This window comes from Actinomycetospora sp. ABD4_176, from assembly GCF_056311855.1.
Genome location: NZ_CM149974.1, coordinates 3,388,811 through 3,404,603, shown reverse-complemented (window position 1 = coordinate 3,404,603; position 15,793 = coordinate 3,388,811). Strand labels below are relative to the sequence as shown.

General features: G+C 73.5%; 15 protein-coding genes and 1 pseudogene. 10 read left to right on the top strand and 6 right to left on the bottom strand.

Annotated elements, in window-relative coordinates:
• Positions 1-46 precede the first annotated feature (46 nt).
• The 3 genes from ilvD to ACYX4T_RS16525 are packed head-to-tail and all read left to right on the top strand — an operon-like array spanning position 47 to position 2,959.
• A complete protein-coding gene (ilvD, locus tag ACYX4T_RS16535) occupies positions 47-1,747 on the top strand; it encodes a dihydroxy-acid dehydratase (RefSeq protein WP_476010386.1) in 1,701 nt (566 codons plus the stop codon).
• Positions 1,744-2,187, top strand: coding sequence for a GNAT family N-acetyltransferase (locus ACYX4T_RS16530; protein ID WP_476010385.1), 444 nt, complete (start codon positions 1,744-1,746; stop codon positions 2,185-2,187). Before ilvD ends, ACYX4T_RS16530 begins: the two co-directional genes overlap by 4 nt.
• A gap of 46 nt (positions 2,188-2,233) precedes the next feature.
• Positions 2,234-2,959: a hypothetical protein gene (locus ACYX4T_RS16525; protein WP_476010384.1), complete on the top strand. Its 726-nt coding sequence runs from the start codon at positions 2,234-2,236 to the stop codon at positions 2,957-2,959.
• Positions 2,960-2,963: 4 nt separating this feature from the next.
• Here ACYX4T_RS16525 and ACYX4T_RS16520 read toward each other — a convergent pair whose 3' ends face one another.
• From ACYX4T_RS16520 to ACYX4T_RS16510, 3 genes and pseudogenes are all read right to left on the bottom strand, one after another.
• Positions 2,964-3,563, bottom strand: a complete 600-nt coding sequence (locus ACYX4T_RS16520) for an SMI1/KNR4 family protein (RefSeq protein ID WP_476010383.1) — start codon at positions 3,561-3,563, stop codon at positions 2,964-2,966.
• A gap of 19 nt (positions 3,564-3,582) precedes the next feature.
• Positions 3,583-3,894 (bottom strand): protealysin inhibitor emfourin, encoded by a 312-nt coding sequence (locus ACYX4T_RS16515; protein WP_476010382.1) that lies wholly within the window; start codon positions 3,892-3,894, stop codon positions 3,583-3,585.
• Positions 3,891-4,765, bottom strand: a pseudogene (locus tag ACYX4T_RS16510) (M4 family metallopeptidase). The gene ACYX4T_RS16515 and the pseudogene ACYX4T_RS16510 overlap by 4 nt, the downstream one beginning before the upstream one ends.
• A gap of 376 nt (positions 4,766-5,141) precedes the next feature.
• On the opposite strand from ACYX4T_RS16510, the gene ACYX4T_RS16505 reads away from it, so the two are divergent.
• Positions 5,142-6,788: a DEAD/DEAH box helicase gene (locus tag ACYX4T_RS16505; protein ID WP_476010381.1), complete on the top strand. Its 1,647-nt coding sequence runs from the start codon at positions 5,142-5,144 to the stop codon at positions 6,786-6,788.
• Between the two features lie 315 nt (positions 6,789-7,103).
• Here ACYX4T_RS16505 and ACYX4T_RS16500 read toward each other — a convergent pair whose 3' ends face one another.
• A complete protein-coding gene (locus ACYX4T_RS16500; RefSeq protein ID WP_476010380.1) occupies positions 7,104-7,613 on the bottom strand; it encodes an Hsp20/alpha crystallin family protein in 510 nt (169 codons plus the stop codon).
• 158 nt (positions 7,614-7,771) lie between these two features.
• Complete coding sequence (gene xylB / locus ACYX4T_RS16495; RefSeq protein WP_476010379.1) at positions 7,772-9,169, bottom strand: xylulokinase; 1,398 nt, start codon at positions 9,167-9,169, stop codon at positions 7,772-7,774.
• 114 nt (positions 9,170-9,283) lie between these two features.
• Between xylB and ACYX4T_RS16490 the strand changes: the two genes are divergently transcribed.
• Positions 9,284-9,790, top strand: a complete 507-nt coding sequence (locus ACYX4T_RS16490) for an SRPBCC family protein (protein WP_476010378.1) — start codon at positions 9,284-9,286, stop codon at positions 9,788-9,790.
• On the opposite strand, the gene ACYX4T_RS16485 is transcribed toward ACYX4T_RS16490, so the two are convergent.
• Positions 9,780-10,778: a LacI family DNA-binding transcriptional regulator gene (locus ACYX4T_RS16485; protein ID WP_476010377.1), complete on the bottom strand. Its 999-nt coding sequence runs from the start codon at positions 10,776-10,778 to the stop codon at positions 9,780-9,782. The genes ACYX4T_RS16490 and ACYX4T_RS16485 overlap by 11 nt on opposite strands.
• A 231-nt stretch (positions 10,779-11,009) precedes the next feature.
• Between ACYX4T_RS16485 and ACYX4T_RS16480 the strand changes: the two genes are divergently transcribed.
• From ACYX4T_RS16480 to ACYX4T_RS16460, 5 genes are read left to right on the top strand one after another with little or no spacing between them, the layout of a single operon-like run.
• The gene (locus ACYX4T_RS16480; protein WP_476015296.1) at positions 11,010-12,386 is read left to right on the top strand and encodes an ABC transporter substrate-binding protein; all 1,377 of its coding nucleotides are present in this window, start codon (positions 11,010-11,012) and stop codon (positions 12,384-12,386) included.
• Positions 12,383-13,327, top strand: a complete 945-nt coding sequence (locus ACYX4T_RS16475) for a carbohydrate ABC transporter permease (protein ID WP_476010376.1) — start codon at positions 12,383-12,385, stop codon at positions 13,325-13,327. Before ACYX4T_RS16480 ends, ACYX4T_RS16475 begins: the two co-directional genes overlap by 4 nt.
• On the top strand, positions 13,327-14,208 hold the full coding sequence (locus tag ACYX4T_RS16470) for a carbohydrate ABC transporter permease (RefSeq protein WP_476010375.1): 882 nt from the start codon (positions 13,327-13,329) through the stop codon (positions 14,206-14,208). The genes ACYX4T_RS16475 and ACYX4T_RS16470 overlap by 1 nt, the downstream gene beginning before the upstream one ends.
• Positions 14,209-14,221: 13 nt before the next feature.
• Entirely contained in the window at positions 14,222-15,313 is a 1,092-nt protein-coding gene (locus ACYX4T_RS16465) for an ABC transporter ATP-binding protein (RefSeq protein ID WP_476010374.1), read from the top strand.
• Between the two features lie 15 nt (positions 15,314-15,328).
• Positions 15,329-15,625, top strand: a complete 297-nt coding sequence (locus ACYX4T_RS16460; RefSeq protein ID WP_476010373.1) for a Dabb family protein — start codon at positions 15,329-15,331, stop codon at positions 15,623-15,625.
• The last annotated feature ends 168 nt before the right edge of the window (positions 15,626-15,793 follow it).

The following is a 15,793-nucleotide window of genomic DNA, read 5'->3' as shown; positions in this document are numbered from 1 at the left end:
GAGTCTGCTCGCGGCCCCGGCGAGCGACAAGCGTTACCTTCACCTCATGGAGCAGGCCGACCTCAAGCCCCGCAGCCGCGACGTCACCGACGGCATGGAGCGGGCCGCCGCCCGCGGCATGCTGCGCGCGGTCGGGATGCGCGACGACGACTTCGCCAAGCCGCAGATCGGCATCGCGTCGTCGTGGAACGAGATCACGCCCTGCAACCTGTCCCTGGACCGCCTGGCCACCGCGGCCAAGGAAGGCGTGCACCGCGCCGGCGGCTTCCCCATGGAGTTCGGGACGATCTCGGTCTCCGACGGCATCTCGATGGGCCACGTCGGCATGCACTACTCGCTGGTCAGCCGCGAGGTCATCGCCGACTCGGTCGAGACGGTGGTGTCGGCCGAGCGGCTCGACGGGACGGTGACGCTCGCGGGCTGCGACAAGTCGCTGCCGGGCATGCTCATGGCCGCCGCCCGCCTCGACCTCGCGTCGGTGTTCCTCTATGCCGGCTCGATCATGCCCGGCACCGTGGACGGCAAGGAGGTGTCGATCATCGACGCCTTCGAGGCCGTGGGCGCCTGCGCCCGCGGGCTGATCAGCCGCGAGAAGGTCGACGAGATCGAGCGGGCCATCTGCCCCGGCGAGGGCGCCTGCGGCGGCATGTACACCGCCAACACCATGGCCTGCGCCGCCGAGGCGATGGGGATGGCGCTGCCCGGGTCGTCGTCGCCGCCGTCGGCCGACCGTCGCCGTGACGGCTTCGCCCGCGCGTCCGGCGAGGCCGTCGTCGGGATGCTCGCGCGCGGCCACACCGCGCGCGACGTCATGACCCGCGAGGCGTTCGAGAACGCCATCGCGATCATCATGGCGTTCGGGGGCTCGACCAACGCCGTGCTGCACCTGCTCGCGATCGCCCGCGAGGCCGACGTCGAGCTCACCCTCGACGACTTCAACCGCATCGGTGACAAGGTCCCCCACCTCGCCGACGTCAAGCCGTTCGGGCGCTGGATGATGAACACCGTCGACCGCGTCGGCGGCGTGCCGGTGGTCATGAAGGCGCTGCTCGACGCCGGGCTGGTCCACGGCGACTGCCTGACCGTCACCGGCAGGACGGTCGCCGAGAACCTCGAGGACCTGCGCCCCGAGGGCCTCGACGGCGAGATCCTGCGCCCGCTGTCGAACCCCATCCACCCCACCGGCGGTCTGACGATCCTGCGCGGCTCGCTCGCCCCCGACGGCGCGGTGGTCAAGTCGGCGGGCTTCGACACCGCGCAGTTCGAGGGCACCGCCCGGGTCTTCGACGGCGAGCAGGGCGCCATGGACGCGGTCGCCGGCAACGTCGAGGGCGTCGCGCCGCTGGAGCCCGGCGACGTCGTCGTCATCCGCAACGAGGGCCCGCGCGGCGGTCCGGGCATGCGCGAGATGCTCGCGGTCACCGGCGCGATCAAGGGGGCGGGCCTGGGCAAGGACGTCCTGCTGCTCACCGACGGGCGCTTCTCCGGAGGCACGACGGGCCTGTGCGTCGGGCACGTCGCGCCGGAGGCCGACCACGGCGGGCCGATCGCCTTCGTCCGCGACGGTGACCGCATCCGCCTCGACCTCGCCGCCCGCACTCTCGACGTGCTGATCTCCGACGAGGAGCTCGCCGCCCGGCGCGAGGGCTGGACCACCCCGCCGCCCAAGCACCGCACCGGCGTGCTCGGCAAGTACGCCCGCCTCGTCGGCTCCGCGGCCGAGGGGGCCGTGGTCGGGTTCGCGTGATCCCCGGGCTGCACCGCCGCGCCTTCGCCGACCTCACGCCCACCGACCTCTACGACCTGCTCGCGCTGCGCGTGCGGGTGTTCGTCGTCGAGCAGGCGTGCGCCTACCAGGAGCTCGACGGCCTCGACACGGTCGCCGAGCACGTGTGGACGCGGGGGCCTGCCGGCGAGATCGCGGCCTACCTGCGGGTGCTCGACGGATCAGGGGAGCACGCCGACAGGGGCGCGACGCGCGTGGGTCGCATCGTCACCGCCCCCGAGCACCGCGGGACCGGCGCCGGGGCGGCGCTGATGCGGGCGGTCCTCGGCGAGATCCGCGGCCCGGTCGTGATCGGCGCGCAGGTGCAGGCGCAGGGGTTCTACGAGCGTCTCGGGTTCGTCGTCGACGGGCCGGGCTACGACGAGGACGGCATCCCGCACGTGCCGATGCGGCGTTCCTGAGCCTCCTCACAGCCGCTTCTCAGGACGTGCGCGGACACTGGACGACGTGGAGATCCTGCTCATCCTGCTCGTCGTCGGCGGCCTGGTCGCCCTCGTGGCCACGCGCGGGCGCGGCCGGGGCACCACCGCCCAGAGCCAGCTCGGTGACGCCGAGGCCGAGGCGCGTCGCTGGTACGAGCGCCTCGGCGGCCAGATCCTCAACCTGACCGGCTCCGACGAACCCTCGAAGCAGGCGCTCGCGGACGCCGCCGAGCGCTACACCGCCGCCGGCTCGCAGCTCGAGCAGGCGTCGACCGCGCCGCAGTACCGGCTCGTCGGCGACACCGCGCTCGAGGGCCTCTACTACGTGCGCGCCGCCCGCACCGCGATGGGCATGGACCCCGGCCCCGAGCTGCCCGGCTCGGCCGAGCGCGCCCGGGCCGGCGCGCTGGACGCCGAGCAGTCGGTCGACGTCGAGGGCCGCAGCGTCACCGGGTCGCCCCAGCCCTCGGCGCAGAACAACCACTACTACCCGGGCGGGATGGTCGGCGGCCGTCCCGTGCCCGCCGGCTGGTACTCCGAGCCCTGGTGGCGGCCGATGCTCCTCGGCGGCGTCGGCGTCGTCGGCGGGATGATGGCCGCCAGCGTCCTGTTCTCCGGCTTCGGCGCGGCCGCGGTGGGTGGCGACGCGATGGCCGCGGACATGGGTGGCATGGACCCCGGCATGGACCCCGGCATGGACGGTGACTTCGGCGGCGGCTTCGACGGCGGCGGCCTCTTCGACGGCTGGTGAGCCGTCAGCGCAGGTCGGGGGCGTCCCACCACGCGACGCCGTCGCCCAGCGCGTCCGGGTCGGGAGGGTCGAGGTCGGCCGCGAGCAGGGCCTCGAGATAGGTGGCGACGCCGGACGCGAGCACACGGCGCTCGTCCTCGTCGGGCCCGGCGACGATCACCTGTCCCACGGTGCCGCCCGGCCGGGGCTCGAGGTCGACCATGAGGTGGTTGCCGCCGCCGTCCTCGGCCAGCGGCCACCACCCGGCGCGGGTGTACGAGCGGTGCACCGGGTCGTCGCCGCGGACCGTGATCATGTCGTCGAAGTCCTCGGGCCGGTACGTCGCCCGGATGTCGGCCCAGCCCTGCCACGCGCGCGTCGCACGGGCGACCGACAGGAACTCGTAGCCGGGGAAGAGGTTGGTGGACGGGCCGGTCGCGTCGCGGCTCGCGACCTGGCCGTCGGCGACTCGGTAGAGGGCGGCGAGCTCGTCGGGGAAGCCGCCGACGACCTCCCCGGCCACCGCGATGACGGCCTCCTCGGCGGGCGGGCGCACCATCGCCCGCGCCCCCCAGCCCTCCGCGTCGAGCCGGACGACCCAGCGCCACCACACGTCCTCGATCACCAGCGTCCCCTCAGCGTCCTCAGCGCCCGATGTGTCGGTGTCCGTGCGGGCCCTCGAGGACCCACGCCACGAGGGCGTCGGCCCCCGGCGGCGCCGCACCCTGGCCGAAGCGGACCCGACGCACCGCGCCGTCGTCGCGCTCGACCGCCAGCTCGTAGTCGAAGGTGTCGGCGCGGCCCTTGGTGGCGGCGGGCGGGGTGTCGGGGAACTCGCACGCGTCGACCAGGCCGGTGAGCTGCGCCGTCGCGTCCGCGTCGAGCTCGCCGGCGTCGACCTCGACCGTGAGCACCATGCCCGCGACCCCACCGGCGCGGACCACGGTCACCTTCACCGCGGGTCCGCCGGCAGCCGCACCTTGACCGCCTCCCAGCCCCCGCGCACCGCGTCCTGCTGCGCCGAGCCCTCGCCGTAGCGCTCGCCCGCCACCGTCACGGTGAGGGCGGCGCAGGCCGCGAAGTCGGCGGTCGGAGCGAGGCGCCCGCCCGTCAGGACCTCGTACCAGACCGGGCCCACCGTCTCCCACGCGCGACCGCCGAGCGTGCGGGCGGCCTCGGCGAAGGCGCGGTTGGGGATGCCGGAGTTGATGTGGACGCCGCCGTTGTCGTTGCGCGGGTCGTCGTCGGCGGGCAGGTCGGCGTAGGCGTCCATGTCGGCGGGCTGGTGTCGCCCGAGTAGGCCGTGCCCGGCGCGATCATGTTGCGCAGCGCGCCGCCGAGCGAGGGCTCCAGGACGCCCTCGCCCACCAGCCACGTTGCGGACGCGGCGTCGACGTCGCCGGCCCGGTGCTCGACGAGGACGCCGAAGACGTCGGAGAACGACTCGTTGAGCGCCCCGCTCTGCCCCCGGTACTCGAGGCCGGCGCTGAACTGCGTGACGCCGTGGGCGAGCTCGTGGGCGATGACGGCCAGCGAGCGCGTCAGCCCGCCGGCGACGAACACCCCGCCACCGCCGTCGCCGTAGACCATCTGGTCGCCGGTCCAGAACGCGTTGTCGTAGCGCCGGCCGAAGTGCACCGACGAGACGAGGTCGAGGCCGCGCCCGTCGATCGAGTCGCGCCCGAAGACCTCGCGGTAGAACGTCGCCGTCGTCGCGGCGCCGTCGAAGGCCTGGTCGACCGCGGCGTCGCCGGTCGGCGGGTCGTCCGTGCCGCGGACCCGGCGCCCGGGCAGCGCCTCCTGCTCGCCGCCCGCGACGTCGTACACGGTGTTCTCCGGGCCGGCGGCGGGTGCCTGCGCGGGCAGGAACCCCAGGTCGGCGGGCGAGAGCCCGAAACGGCGCAGCGTCGCGCCGAGCGTCGCGCGCCGCGAGCGCAGGGACGCCGAGGTCAGCAGCGTGCGCAGCGCCGCGTCCCGCACGTCGCGTCCGCCCTGTTCGGCCACCCGCAGCAGCAGCGACGGCGGCGCGATCTCGCAGCGGCAGCTGATCACGGCGGTCAGTGTGCCCGAGACGTCCGACACCCCCCGTGCTCGCACCCGCGCCGACGATCTCTGGGAGACTGGGGGAGTACGCGGCGCCGCACCGGCGCCCGTGGGTCGTCAGCACTCCGCGCTCGCGCGGCACCCCTCCACCGTGGACATCGTGGACGGGCCGATTGCTCGCGGCCCTCCTGTTCCCCGTGGAGAGGTCCCCGACATCCCGACGACGTCTGTTCCCCGTTCCCGCACGCCCTTCGCCGACCTCGGCATCCCCGCCGACGTGGTCGACGTGCTCGCGGCGCGCGGGATCACCGACCCCACCCCGATCCAGCAGGCCGCGATCCCGGACGCGCTGTCCGGCCGCGACGTGCTGGGCCGGGGCCGCACCGGCAGCGGCAAGACCCTGGCCTTCGGGCTGCCGCTGCTGTCCCGCCTCGCCGGCGGGCGCACGATCTCGAAGCGTCCCCGCGGCCTCGTGCTGCTGCCGACGCGCGAGCTCGCGAGCCAGGTCCGCGACGCCCTCGCCCCGCTCGCCGAGGCCCTCGGCCTGCGCCAGACCGTCGTCTACGGCGGCGTCGGCCAGGGCCGCCAGGCCGACGCGCTGCGCAGCGGCGTCGACCTGCTCATCGCCTGCCCCGGCCGTCTCGAGGACCTCCTCGGGCAGGGGCTCGTGGACCTCGACCGGATCGAGGTCACCGTGCTCGACGAGGCCGACCACATGAGCGACCTCGGCTTCCTGCCGGCCGTACGGCGCCTCCTGCGCCGCACCGCCGGGGACGGGCAGCGGCTGCTGTTCTCGGCGACGCTCGACGGCGAGGTCGACCGGCTCGTCCGGGAGTTCCTGCACGAGCCGGTGACCCACAGCGTCGACACCGCGCAGGAGCCGGTGCCCGACATGACCCACCACGTCTTCACCGTCGCCCCCGGCGACCGCACCGCGGTGGTCAACGAGCTCGCCGGCGGCCAGGGGCGCAGCATGCTGTTCACCCGCACCAAGCACGCCGCGCGCAAGCTCTCCCGCCAGCTCACCGCGGCCGGCATCCCGGCGACGGAGCTGCACGGCAACCTCTCGCAGCCCGCACGCGACCGGAACCTCGCGGGCTTCGCGTCCGGTGACGTGCGCGTGCTCGTCGCCACCGACATCGCCGCCCGCGGCATCCACGTCGACGACGTCGCGATCGTCGTCCACGTCGATCCGCCGGCGGAGCACAAGGCCTACACACACCGGTCCGGGCGCACGGCGCGTGCCGGCTCGGCCGGTGACGTCGTGACGCTCGTGGCGCCGGCCGACCGCGCCGAGGTCGCGTCGATGACGCGCAAGGCCGGTATCCGCCCGAGGACCGCGGACGTGGGGCCGGGGGCGCGCGAGATCACGGCGCTGGTCGGCGAGCCCGCGCCGCGCGTGGCACCCGAGGACGGTCCGGACTCCGCGGCCCGCAAGCCCCCGCCCCAGCCGGCGGCGGGATCGGGGCGGTCCGGCGGCGGCCGTGGGTCGGGCCGGTCCGGCGGCGGCCCGGGTGCCTCGGGCGGCGGGCGGTCCGGGGGCTCACGCTCCGGTGGCTCACGGTCCGGAGGCTCACGAGGCGGCAGCCGGGGACGCGGCGGTGGCCCCCGCGCCGACGGCGGCGCGAACGCCGGTACCGGATCGGCCGGTGGCTCGGGCGGTGCCCGGAGCGGCGGCCGGAGCGGCGGCACGGGTGGCGGCCGGCCGCGACAGGCGGCCTCGGGCACCGCGTCGTCGGGCGCCCCGAGCCACTCGGCGGCGGCCCACTCCGCGCGCTCGGGCGCCGGTCGCGGACGTCGTCGCTGACAGCTCGTCGCCGGGTGCGAGCGATGCGGCGTCGCCGGCGTTCAACGCCAGGATCGCCACATCCTCGCCGCGACGACACGCTGCGCCCTCGGGCGTCAGAGGTCGCTGCTGCACGGGTGTCGCCAGCCTGGCGTCCACGCTGGTGCTGAACGCCGGGAAATCCACCATCTCGCGCACCGAGACGGCTCCGACACGACGACGCCCGCGGGACCGTGGTGGTCCCGCGGGCGTCCGGGGCCCGTGATCACGGGATGATCAACGGGGTGTTCGTGCGCACAGAAGCTGCGAACAGCGCGTTCGCCACGTCCGGGCGCGTCAGGCGGCCCGGCCCTCGCCGGTCTCGCCATCGCTCGACTCGGCCGACTCGCCGGCCTCGCTCGCCTCCGGCGCCGGGACGCCGTCGATGGCGATGCGCCGAGAGCCGGACTCGACCGACGCGTGGGCGCCGGCCACGCGGACCGTCAGCACCCCGGCGTCGTACGACGCGGACACCGCGTCGCCGTCGACGTGCGCGGGCAGCGTGAACGTCCGGCGGAACGAGCCGTAGCGGCTCTGGCGGAAGCCCTCGCCGGTCTGCTCGTCGCGACGCTCACCGCGGACGGTGAGGCGGTCGCCGTCGACCTCGACGGTAACGTCCTTCGCCACGTCCACGCCGGGGAGCTCGAGGCGGACGACGGCGTCGTCACCCTCGCGCACCACGTCGGTGGTCGGGGCGTACCAGGCGGTGCCGCGGCCGGTGCGGGAAGCCGCGGGGCGGCGGAACAGGGCGTCGGTCAACGTGAACGGGTCGACGAAGCGCGGGCCCCAGGGGATCAGCGTGCTCATGGTGGTTCCTCCTCGAATGCCGAAGGCGGCCCGGCCTTGCGGGCCTGCGACTCAGTCAACATGAGTCGAGCACGCTCAATTCCCGCTCGGCGAGTCGGCGAACGAGGATGTGGCGATCCTGGCGCTGAACGCCAGCGATGCCGCATCGCTCGTGGAACCTAGGGCGCCCGGCCGTCGCGGACGTCGGCGTAGCGCGCGCGGACCTGCTCGGAGATCGAGGCGTCGGTGACGTCCCGGCTGGTCTCGCGCGGCACGCGCCAGGCCGGCTCCTCGCCCTGGAGCGCCCAGGCGGCCTGGCGGGCGGCGCCGAGGGCCACGTACTCCTGCGGCGCGAGCACCTCGACCGGCAGGCCGAGCACGTCCGGCGCGAGCTCGGCGACGGCCGACGACCGCGACCCGCCCCCGATCAGCAGCGCCCGACGCGCCGGCACGCCCTGCGCGGTGAGCGCGTCGACGCCGTCGGCGAGCCCGCAGAGCATGCCCTCCACCGTCGCGCGGGCCATGTTCTCGCGCGTCCCGTTGGCGGTGGTCAGCCCGACGTAGCGGCCCTGCGCCTGCGGGCGGTCGGGGGTGCGCTCGCCGTCGAGGTAGGGCAGCAGCACCAGCCCGCCGGCGCCCGGCGCGGCGGCGCGGGCGAGCTCGTCGAAGCCCTCCGGATCGACCCCGAGCAGCCCCGCGCCGACGCCCAGCACCCGCGCCGCGTTGAGGGTGGCGATCAGCGGCAGGTAGCCCCCGCGCGCGTCCGCGAACCCGGCGACCTGCCCCGACGCGTCGGCGGTCGGGCGGTCGTAGCCGGTGAACACGGTCCCCGAGGTCCCGATCGACACGATCACCTCGCCCGCCCCCGGCCCGATCGCCAGCGCCGCGCCCGCGTTGTCGCCCGTCCCCGGGCCCACGGCGATGCCGCCCTCGGTGTGCCCCACGACCTCGTCCGGCCCGGCCACCCGCGGCACGTCGAGCGTCCGTCCGAACGCGAGCTCGAGCAGGTCGGGGCGGTACTCGCCGGTGACCGTCGACCAGTAGCCGGTGCCCGAGGCGTCGCCCCGGTCGGTCACGGGCTCGTCCCGCATGCCGCACAGCCGCCAGGTCAGCCAATCGTGCGGCAGCATCACCGACCGCGCCCGCTCGGCGTTCTCCGGCTCGGCGCGCGAGGTCCAGCGCAGCTTCGTGGCGGTGATGCTCGCGACCGGCACCGTGCCGACCGCCTCCGCCCACGCCTCGGCCCCGCCGAGCTCCTCGATCAGTGCCCGCGCGTCGGGCGCCGAGCGCGTGTCGTTCCACAGCAGTGCGTCGCGGACCGGCTCCCCGGCCTCGTCGAGCAGCACCATCCCGTGCTGCTGACCCGCGACGGCGATCGCCGCGACGTCGTCGGTGCCGACCTCGCCGAGGGCGGCGGACAGCGCGTCCCACCAGGCCCGCGGGTCGACCTCCGTGCCGTCGGGATGGGCGCGGCGGGCCTCGCGAACCACGCTCCCGTCCGAGGGGTCGACGACGAGGACCTTGGTCGCCTGGGTCGAGGAGTCGACCCCGGCGACGTACGTCGCTGAACGCGCCATGCCCCGCAGTATGGCCACGAACGTCAACAGCGGGGTCTGCCCGACGACTTGTCCTGATAGTCAACTCGTCGATACAGTTCGAGGACTATCACGTCAGCGACGGGAGCACCCACGATGAGCACGGGCACGGCCACCGAGGTCATGAGCGTGACGCGGTACGTCGACGCCACGCCCGAGGCGGTGTTCGGGGTCCTCGCCGACCCCGGCAGCCACGCGGCGGTCGACGGCACCGGCTGGGTCCGCGAGCCGCTCGACGACGGCCCGATCACCGGCGCCGGCCAGGTGTTCGGCATGGCCATGTTCCACCGCAACCACCCCGACGGGGACTACCGCATGCACAACCGCGTGGAGGTCTTCGACCCGCCGCGCGCCCTGGCCTGGCAGCCCGGGCAGTACGGGCCCGACGGCGAGATCGGCTACGGCGGCTGGACCTGGCGCTACGACCTCGAGCCCGCCGGACCGGACGGCCCCGACGGCCCGGACGGCAGTGGCACGCGGGTGACCCTGACCTACGACTGGTCGGCGGTCCCGGCCTTCCTGCGCGAGCACATCAGCTTCCCGCCGTTCGGCGAGGAGCACCTCACGCGCTCGCTGGACAACCTGGCCGCGCTCAGCCGGTAGACGGAGGGCAACCGCACGACTCCCGGATCCGCAGCTCGGGCGCGATCCGCCGGGTCTGCGGCGGCGTGCCGGGGTCGGCGATCCGCGCGAGCAGCAGGTGCACGGCGGTCCGTGCGATCTCGTCGAACGGCTGGGCGACGACGGTCAGGCGCGGCGAGAACAGGTCGGCCCACGCGAAGTCGTCGAACGCGGCGACCGCGACGTCCCGCGGCACCGCGAGCCCGGCCGCGCGCAGCGCCTGCATGGCGCCGATGGTCATGCTGTTGTTGCCGACGACGATCGCGGTCGGCGGGTCGTCGAGCGCCAGCAGCGCCCCGGTTGCCACCCGCGCCCCCGCCGTCGACGACGACCCGCTGACCTCGAGCGCCGGGTCGACGGGCAGCCCGCGCGCGACCAGCGCGTCGCGGTGCCCGTCGCGGCGCTCGATGGTCGTCGCGAGCCCGTCGAGGCCCGCGACCAGCCCGATGCGGGTGTGTCCGTGCTCGGCGAGGTGCCCGGTCAGCGCGGCGGTGGCCTCCCGGTTCTCGCTGCCGACCTGGTCGTGGGCGGGGTCGATGAGCCGGTCGAGCAGCACCGTCGGCACCCGGTGGCGAGCGAGGTAGGCCAGTGCGGCGTCGGGGCGGGCCGACGGGGCGAGCACGACGCCGTCGACGCGGTGGTGGTGCAGGCGGGAGACGACGGTGAGCTCGTACTCCGGGTCCTCGTGCGGATCGACGAGCAGCAGCGTGTAGCCGGCCTCGGCGGCCGCGCACTCGGCGCCGTGCAGCAGCTCGCCGAAGTACGGGTTGGAGATGGCCGACAGGACCAGGCCCATCGTCGTCGTGCGCGCGGTGGCCAGGGACCGGGCGACGGTGTTGGGCGTGTAGTGGGTCGCGGCCACCGCGGAGAGCACCTGCTCGCGGGTCCGGGCGCGCACCGGGCGGGTGCCGTTGAGGACGTGCGAGACCGTGGCCGTGGACACGCCGGCCACCCGTGCCACATCGGCCATCGTCACCATGACGTCACCATGACCGGCTCCCGTCCTCCGGTGGTGTCGCGCGGACGACCCACCGCGTCCGCGCTAGTTGTACCCCGCGCGCACGCTCTGCGCTCCACCGCGATCTGAAGTGGTTAAGCGCTTGCCTCTCACGGAGCGCAGCTTTACGGTCACCCCACCGCACGTGGCCCACATCACGGTCGCCGGCGGGCAGGCTCCATCAGCGTGGCTCGGGAGGCGCGGATGCACGGCGCGGTGGCACGGCGACGGAGCCGGCTCCCGGCGGTCCTCGGAGCGGTCCTCGCGACCCTGGGACTCCTGGCCGGATGCTCCGGTGCCGGGGCCCTCGGCACCGCGGAGGGCGTCGAGACCGTCACGGTCGCCATCGTGTCCAACCCGCAGATGGAGGACGCGATCTCGCTCTCGCCGCAGTTCGAGGCGGAGAACCCCGGCATCCGGCTGCGTTTCGTCTCCCTGTCGGAGAACGAGGCCCGCGCCAAGATCACCGCATCGGTCGCGACCGGCGGCGGCGAGTTCGACATCGTCATGATCTCGAACTACGAGACGCCGCAGTGGGCGCAGAACGGCTGGCTCACCGACCTCGAGCCCTACATGGCGGCCACCCCGGGCTACGACCGGGCCGACTTCATCCCGACCGTCCGGGACTCGCTGTCCTACGAGGGCCGGATGTACTCGGTGCCCTTCTACGGCGAGTCGTCGTTCCTCATGTACCGCCGCGACGTCTTCGAGCAGGCCGGCATCCAGATGCCCGCGCAGCCCACGTGGCCGCAGATCGCCGAGTTCGCCGCCCGGCTCGACCAGGGCGAGGGCCGCCAGCGCGGCATCTGCCTGCGCGGCAAGCCCGGCTGGGGCGAGGTCATGGCCCCGCTCGACACCGTCATCAACACCTTCGGCGGCCGCTGGTACGACCCGCAGTGGCGCGCGCAGCTCACCTCGCCCGAGGTCCGCAACGCCGTGCAGTTCTACGTCGACCTCGTCCGCCAGCACGGCCAGCCCGGCGCCTCGCAGTCCGGCTTCTCCGAGTGCGCGACGCAGTTCGGCCAGGGCCAGGTCGCGATGTGGTACGACGCGACGTCGGCGGCCGGCACCGTCGAGGACCCCGCGGAGTCGACGGTCGCGGGCCGCATCGGCTACGCGCCGGCCCCCGTCCTCGCGACCCCGTCCTCGGGCTGGCTCTACAGCTGGTCGCTGGCCATCCCGCAGACCTCGCCGCGCAAGGACGCCGCCTGGCGGTTCATGTCCTGGATGACGAGCAAGGAGTACATCCAGCGGGCCGGCAACGACCCCGAGATCGGGTGGACCTCGATCCCGCCCGGCTCCCGCCGGTCGACCTACCAGATCCCGGAGTACCAGCAGGTGGCCGGTGCCTACGCGCCGCTGATCCTGGACGGCCTGCAGCGGGCGAACCCCGAGCAGCCGACGGTGCAGCCGGTGCCCTACGAGGGCGTGCAGTTCGTGCGCATCCCCGAGTTCCAGGACCTCGGCACCCGGGTGAGCCAGCAGATCAGCGCGGCCATCGCCGGCCAGTCCACCGTCGACGAGGCCCTCGACCAGTCGCAGAACTACGCGGAGACGGTGGGGGAGAGCTACCAGCGATGACCACCACGACGGAACGTCCGACCGCCGCACCGGAGAGCACCGGCGGCGCCCCGATGGTCGACCGGGCCGAGGGTTGGCGGCGCCGCGGCCCGCTGCTCCCCGCGCTGATCTTCACGATCATCGTCACGCAGATCCCGTTCATCCTGACGATCTACTACTCGCTCCAGTCGTGGAACCTGGTCCGACCGGGGTCCCAGGAGTTCGTCTGGTTCTCGAACTACGGCGACGTCTTCGCCGACAGCCAGTTCCGGACGGTCGCGCTCAACACCGTGATCATGACGCTCGGCTCGGTGCTGATCGCCGTGGTCCTCGGCCTGCTGCTGGCGCTGCTGCTCAACCGGCAGTTCGTCGGACGCGGCGTGGTGCGCACGCTGCTCATCACGCCGTTCCTCATCACCCCGGTCGCGGCGGCGCTGCTGTGGAGGACGGTGCTGCTCGACCCGACGCTGGGCCTGATCAACTTCGTGCTGACGCCGTTCGGGGGCGCGGGCACGGAGTGGATCAGCACCTACCCGCTGGCCTCGGTGATGGCCGCGCTGATCTGGCAGTGGACGCCGTTCATGATGCTGCTGCTGCTCGCCGGCCTGCAGAGCATGCCGACCGACCAGCTGGAGGCGGCCCGGGTCGACGGGGCGAGCGCCTTCTCGACGTTCCGGGAGCTGACGCTGCCGCACCTGCGCCGGTTCATCGAGCTCGGCGTCGTGCTCGGCACGATCTACCTGGTCAACATCTTCGACCAGGTCTACATGATGACCCAGGGCGGCCCGGGCGTGGCGAGCGCGAACCTGCCCTTCTACATCTACCAGCGGGCGTTCCTGGGCTTCGACATCGGCCAGTCGGCGGCGATGGGCGTGGTCGTGGTCATCCTGACCCTCATCGCGGCGAACTTCGCCCTGCGCCTGATCTTCAAGTCGTTCAGTGGCGCGGAGGAGGCGGCCTGATGGCGGTCACGACGAGCACTCCACCCGACACGCAGGAGCCCGCGGCGCCGCCCGAGCCCCGTCGTCGCAAGCGCAGCGCCGCCAACGTCTGGCTGGGCGTCATCGCGTGGGTCGTGGGCATCGCCTTCTTCTTCCCGGTCTTCTGGATGGTGCTGACCTCCTTCAAGCAGGAGACCGACGCCTACACCACGACGCCGAAGCTCATCTTCGAGCCGACGCTGGAGCAGTACGAGGGTGTCTTCTCCGGGGGCGTGGGTCCGTACCTGCTGAACTCCGTGATCGCCACGGTGTTCTCCACCCTGCTCGTGCTGCTGCTGGGAATCCCGGCCGCGTTCGCGGTCTCGCTGCGCCCGGTGAAGAAGACCCAGGACGTCCTGTTCTTCTTCATCTCCACGAAGATGCTGCCGGTGGTCGCGGTGATCGTGCCGATCTACGTCGTGGTCAACCAGATCGGCATGCTCGACAACATCTGGACCCTCGTCGTCCTCTACACGGGCATGAACCTGCCGATCGCGGTGTGGATGATGCGGTCGTTCTTCCTGGAGGTGCCGGGCGAGCTGCTCGAGCAGGCGAGCATCGACGGCGCGCCGCTGTGGCGCACGCTGCGCGAGATCGTGCTGCCGATCATCTCGCCGGGCATCTTCGCCACGGCGCTGATCTGCGTGATCTTCGCGTGGAACGAGTTCTTCTTCGCGGTCAACCTGACCGCGGCCAACGCCGGCACCATGCCGGTCTTCCTGGTCGGCTTCATCACCTCGGAGGGCCTGTACTGGGCCCAGCTCTCCGCGGCGGCGACCCTGGCCGCGCTGCCGGTGATCCTCGCCGGGTGGGTGGCGCAGAACAAGCTGGTGCAGGGCCTGTCGTTCGGCGCGGTCAAGTAAGGGGACGTGACAGATGGCTGAAGTGGTGTTCGACCAGGCCTCGCGCATCTACACCCCGGGGGCGAAGCCGGCCGTCGACAGCCTGGACCTGACCGTCGCCGACGGCGACCTCGTCGTCCTCGTCGGCCCGTCGGGCTCGGGGAAGTCGACGGCGCTGCGCATGCTCGCCGGGCTCGAGCCGATCGACGCGGGCTCGGTGCGCATCGACGGGCGCGACGTCGTCGACGTGCCGTCGAAGGACCGCGACATCGCGATGGTGTTCCAGAACTACGCGCTCTACCCGTCGAAGACGGTGGCGGAGAACATGGCCTTCCCGCTGAAGATGCGCGGGATGGACAAGGAGGAGCGCGCGCAGCGGGTCCGCCAGGCCGCCGAGATGCTCGGGCTCACCGAGTACCTCGACCGCAAGCCCAAGGCCCTCTCCGGCGGCCAGCGCCAGCGGGTCGCCATGGGACGCGCGATCGTCCGGGAGCCCCAGGTCTTCCTCATGGACGAGCCGCTGTCGAACCTCGACGCCAAGATGCGCGTGCAGACCCGCGCGCAGATCGCCGAGATGCAGAACCGCCTCGAGGTGTCGACGGTCTACGTCACCCACGACCAGGTCGAGGCCATGACGATGGGCGACAAGGTCGCGGTGCTCGCCGACGGCAAGCTGCAGCAGTACGCGACGCCGCCGGAGCTCTACGACCGGCCGATCAACGCGTTCGTCGCGGGCTTCATCGGCTCGCCGGCGATGAATCTGCTCGACCTGCCCCGCTCGTCGTCGGGGGTCACGCTCGGCGGGATCGAGATCCCGCTGCCGCGTGACGTCTCCGACGCGGCCGGCTCGCGCGACCGCCTCACCGTCGGCGTCCGGCCCGAGGACTGGGTGCTCGAGAGCACCGGTTCGGACGCGGGGTCGGTGGTCAAGGCGGTCGTCGACGTCGTCGAGGAGCTGGGCAGCGAGTCCTACCTCTACGCCCACCTCGCCGAGGACACCTCGACCTCGATCGTCGTGCGCGGGCCGGGACGCGTGCAGGTGCGCTTCGGCGACCCCATCGCGGTGCGCCCGAACCCCGAGGCGCTGCACGTCTTCGACGCCGAGACCGGGGAGCGCCTGCCGTAGCGCAGGATGGCGGACATGATCCGCAACGTGGTGGTGGGCCGGGTGCGCGAGGGCGTGCCGGCCGAGCAGGTCGAGGCCGCGATCCAGTCCCTGCGCGACCTGACCCTCGAGGGCGTCGACTTCCGGCTGGTCGGGGGCCAGGACCGGGGCCTGCGCGACGGCAACGCCCACTTCGCGCTGACCGCGGACTTCGTCGACGACGACGCCTACCGCGCCTACGACGCCGACCCGGAGCACAACCGCATCCGCCGCGAGCTCTTCGCCCCGATCGCCGAGTCCATCGAGCGCATCCAGTTCACCCTGCCCGGCTGAGGTGTGTCAGCGGAGTGGCTCCGCAGACGTTCAGTGTCCGTAACTCCACTTCGATCACCGGGAAATCGGTGGCCTCGGGGAGCTCGCGGCCCCTACCGTTCGCGTTCGTGATCCAGCAGATCGACGCCTGACGAGAGCCCGCCCGCAGCACCGCCGGATGACCTCCGG

What these genes read in the sequence shown, in the direction of transcription:
- ilvD (WP_476010386.1), top strand. Translation starts at nt 47, where the DNA reads ATGGAGCAGGCCGACCTCAAGCCCCGCAGCCGCGACGTCACCGACGGC.
- ACYX4T_RS16465 (WP_476010374.1), top strand. Translation starts at nt 14,222, where the DNA reads ATGGCTGAAGTGGTGTTCGACCAGGCCTCGCGCATCTACACCCCGGGG.
- ACYX4T_RS16475 (WP_476010376.1), top strand. Translation starts at nt 12,383, where the DNA reads ATGACCACCACGACGGAACGTCCGACCGCCGCACCGGAGAGCACCGGC.
- ACYX4T_RS16480 (WP_476015296.1), top strand. Translation starts at nt 11,010, where the DNA reads ATGCACGGCGCGGTGGCACGGCGACGGAGCCGGCTCCCGGCGGTCCTC.
- ACYX4T_RS16485 (WP_476010377.1), bottom strand. Translation starts at nt 10,778, where the DNA reads ATGGCCGATGTGGCACGGGTGGCCGGCGTGTCCACGGCCACGGTCTCG.
- ACYX4T_RS16460 (WP_476010373.1), top strand. Translation starts at nt 15,329, where the DNA reads ATGATCCGCAACGTGGTGGTGGGCCGGGTGCGCGAGGGCGTGCCGGCC.
- ACYX4T_RS16490 (WP_476010378.1), top strand. Translation starts at nt 9,284, where the DNA reads ATGAGCACGGGCACGGCCACCGAGGTCATGAGCGTGACGCGGTACGTC.
- ACYX4T_RS16500 (WP_476010380.1), bottom strand. Translation starts at nt 7,613, where the DNA reads ATGAGCACGCTGATCCCCTGGGGCCCGCGCTTCGTCGACCCGTTCACG.
- ACYX4T_RS16470 (WP_476010375.1), top strand. Translation starts at nt 13,327, where the DNA reads ATGGCGGTCACGACGAGCACTCCACCCGACACGCAGGAGCCCGCGGCG.
- xylB (WP_476010379.1), bottom strand. Translation starts at nt 9,169, where the DNA reads ATGGCGCGTTCAGCGACGTACGTCGCCGGGGTCGACTCCTCGACCCAG.